Below are 3,335 nucleotides of genomic sequence, written 5' to 3'. Positions count from 1 at the left end.
TAATTTATTCTATTTTATTTTATATCTTTCCGCACTTGAAATTGCCCCCTATTTTATTCTATATAAAGTAGTAACGATTTTGAATTAACGTATTTAAACACCGTCTATGAAAGTGAAAACAATTTTGGTTTCCCAACCAGAACCTAAAATCGAAAACTCACCCTACTTTGAGCTTGTTGAAAAGCAAAAAGTGAAAATTGACTTCAGACCCTTTATTCACGTCGAGGGGGTTTCCAGTAAAGATGTAAGAGCTCAGAAAGTAGATTTGAATAACTACTCTGCAATCATACTTACCAGCAGAAATTCTGTAGACCATTTTTTTAGAATTGCTGAAGAAATGCGCTTTAAAGTACCTGACACACTTAAATACTTTTGTTTATCTGAAGCCGTGGCTTTTTACCTGCAAAAATATGTAGTGTACCGCAAGCGGAAGATTTATGTGGGCAAACGCACCTTTTCTGAGCTATCACCAATGATCAAAAAATATAAAAATGAGAATTTTTTATTGCCTTGTTCAGATGCTCTAAAACCGGAAGTCCCCGAAATATTAGACTCTTTAAAAGTAAAATGGAAACAAGCCACTTTTTACAAAACCGTGGTAAGCGACCTTTCAGACCTGAAAGATGTCTATTATGATATTTTAGTGTTTTTCAGCCCCAGCGGGATTAAATCACTTTTGGAAAACTTCCCTGACTTTGAACAAAATGAAACCCGTATTGCCGTTTTTGGAAACACCACTGTTCAGGCAGCCAAAGAAAGTGGTTTGCGCGTGGATATCCAGGCACCCACTCCTGAAACGCCTTCAATGACCATGGCGTTGGAAAAATACATCGTGGAAGCCAACAAAAAGAAATAAATCACATCCAATAAAACTAAAAAAAAGCGGCATCTTTAAAAGAGCCGCTTTTTGTTTGAAGTTATGTTTAGTTTTCAAAAACTGAGTTTTGATACAAATCAGGAAGCCCTTTAATTTCTTCCAAGTCCATGGTTAAGATGATATAAGGAATGTTTTCTTCCTCTTTTAGTTTTTTAAGTGGTGCTAAATATTGATCCATAAACGGTCTTAATTTTGAACTGTATAAAACAACAGCAACAATTTGGTCTTCATTAAAAGTAAAGGTCTTTTGATTTTGGATGTTTTTTATTACAATGCCTTCATAAGACTTTTTATCATTCAAATGTTTTACTATGTGATCTTTTGTAAGTTGTTGCACACTACAACTTGAGTTTAAATTAACCACGCCATTTTGTTCATCGTGAGCTTCTATTTCATCAATAGAAGTTGAGAGTTCTCCTTTCACAAAAGCAATTAGTGCAGGTTGCATGTTTTCTATAAATTTTTCAGTAGAAGAATCAGACACATAAAAAAAGGATTCTACAGGAACACTTAAGGCTTTGGATTCATTTTCTATATATTTTAGATAGTTGGTTTCTTGTGCATTAATAAGAAAAAATGAGCTTAAAAATACAATGATAAGTGATAAATATGTTTTCATTTCATTTTTTTAATTTAATGAAACATCAATTGTGTAAACTAAGTTTCCATTTTCATCAAATTGTAAAGGGTAACTACCTTGTAAAAGGGTAACATCACCAAAATCTGCATCTTCAGGAACTTCAAAATTTATAAAATCTGAATCATTGTGGTACGGAGAATCTAAAATTTCTGAAGGAAAATGTAACTCTAAACTATTTTCATCTATAAGTTTTGCAACAAAAAAGACCTCTTCTTCGATTTTATCGTAAGCAGGTATATCCGACTCTTGCTGATTTCTTAATATAATTACAATCGTAACACAAAACCCAAAGCCAGTACTACAAGTAGTACTACCTATACTCGTTTTTTAAATAATTGAATATTAATATCTATTCCAAAATGGTCGGGAGTTGATTTTGGAATAATTTCTTCTGTATTAGACAAGTTTTCTGCATTAATTGAATTTTCATCTGCATTAGAACAAGAAATTAATGTAAGTACTGAGATTAATAAAAATATTTTTTTCATAATTAAAGTGTTTACTTTGACCACAATATAAGATTTTTTTTCAATACAGAACGTTAAAAAATCATTTTACATACTGATTTTCATACACATACTATTTAATGTAATCGATAAATAACAGAAAAAGAAGGAAAGTCTATAAAATCTTTAAAAACATTAGAATTGCCAAAACCTTTACGATTTTCAAAATTAGGCGCAGAACTATAATTATACAACACATCTTTAAATATCAACACAAAGGTCCAATTTTCAGTAAAAATCAAATTTATACCTATATCCAGATATGATTTTAGATAAGCATTAGATTCCTTAAATTGTAGAAGTCCACTTTCACGAAGATTGATATAATTATAATTAGAGCCTACTTCACTATGAAGGTAAATCTCAGAAATTATTTTTAAAAAATTATATCGCAATTGAACCCCGATTCTATAATTTTCAGAAGTGCTTTTTATATTTCTGTTTTTATCTGAATAATTTGTAAAACCAAAGCCTAAATGCCCTCCAACCCATAAATTATCCAGTAATGAATAATGCATTGCTGGTGTGAATTGAAGTTTTATACCATTGCCAATATCTTGATCCAAGGGAGGTTGTTCATTGATGCGCGCAAGTTCGTCAACTTGAAAAGTAAAACCTGTTTTTAACTCAATCGCCCAATTTGATGCGGTATGTGGTTCAATAGCTTCAGTCTGGCTGAAATGAAGCAATGGAATTAATATTAAAAGATTTGTGAGCTTCTTAAACATTAGCAAAAACAACAATAGTTTTAACAAAAATAACAAATTGAAATATAACTCAATAAAAAAAGCACGACCAACAAATATTGGTCGTGCTTTCATATTTATTTTTAAAAGCTATTATCCAATAGGCGCACCTCTCAGAATTTCTTCATTGGCATAAGATTCAAATTTGGCAAAGTTTTCCCTAAAGGAAGCTGCTAGTTCTTTGGCCTGAACATCATAAGCTTTAGCATTTTTCCAGGTGCTTTTTGGATTCAGCACTTCGTCTGGTACATTGGGGCAATGGGTAGGCATTGCAAGTCCAAAAATAGGATGTTGTTCAAAATCTACAGTAGCCAACTCGCCATTCATAGCTGCTGTGATCATAGCCCTGGTGTATTTTAATTTCATTCTGCTCCCAATACCATAAGGACCACCGGTCCATCCTGTATTGATTAACCAGACGTTAACTCCTGCATCCTTCATTTTTTTACTGAGCATTTCAGCATATTTGGTGGGATGTAACGGCATAAACGGTGCTCCAAAACAGGCTGAGAAGTTGGGCATGGGCTCATCCACACCGGCTTCAGTACCAGCTACTTTGGCGGTAT

At 32.8% G+C, this 3,335-nt stretch carries 6 protein-coding genes; 2 read left to right on the top strand and 4 right to left on the bottom strand.

The features are described 5' to 3' along the window. A partial coding sequence (locus AACY61_RS10860) for a DUF4271 domain-containing protein (RefSeq protein ID WP_339611602.1) occupies window positions 1-88 on the top strand: 88 nt, incomplete at its 5' end. 18 nt (window positions 89-106) lie between these two features. Continuing rightward, window positions 107-856, top strand: coding sequence for a uroporphyrinogen-III synthase (locus AACY61_RS10855; RefSeq protein ID WP_339611601.1), 750 nt, complete (start codon window positions 107-109; stop codon window positions 854-856). Window positions 857-923: 67 nt separating this feature from the next. Here AACY61_RS10855 and AACY61_RS10850 read toward each other — a convergent pair whose 3' ends face one another. The 4 genes from AACY61_RS10850 to AACY61_RS10835 all read right to left on the bottom strand — a co-directional run. Continuing rightward, on the bottom strand, window positions 924-1,496 hold the full coding sequence (locus tag AACY61_RS10850; protein ID WP_339611600.1) for a hypothetical protein: 573 nt from the start codon (window positions 1,494-1,496) through the stop codon (window positions 924-926). A 335-nt stretch (window positions 1,497-1,831) separates the two neighbouring features. Next, the gene (locus tag AACY61_RS10845; protein WP_339611599.1) at window positions 1,832-2,005 is read right to left on the bottom strand and encodes a hypothetical protein; all 174 of its coding nucleotides are present in this window, start codon (window positions 2,003-2,005) and stop codon (window positions 1,832-1,834) included. A 95-nt stretch (window positions 2,006-2,100) separates the two neighbouring features. Then, a complete protein-coding gene (locus tag AACY61_RS10840) occupies window positions 2,101-2,844 on the bottom strand; it encodes a hypothetical protein (protein WP_339611598.1) in 744 nt (247 codons plus the stop codon). An 18-nt stretch (window positions 2,845-2,862) separates the two neighbouring features. After that, the coding region (locus AACY61_RS10835) for a phosphoenolpyruvate carboxykinase (ATP) (RefSeq protein ID WP_339611597.1) at window positions 2,863-3,335 on the bottom strand (473 nt) is incomplete at its 5' end.

This window comes from uncultured Planktosalinus sp. (assembly GCF_963973675.1).
Taxonomy (GTDB): Bacteria; Bacteroidota; Bacteroidia; order Flavobacteriales; family Flavobacteriaceae; genus Planktosalinus.
Note: the sequence above shows the minus strand (reverse complement) of the source record. Positions and strands in the feature narration are given on the sequence as shown.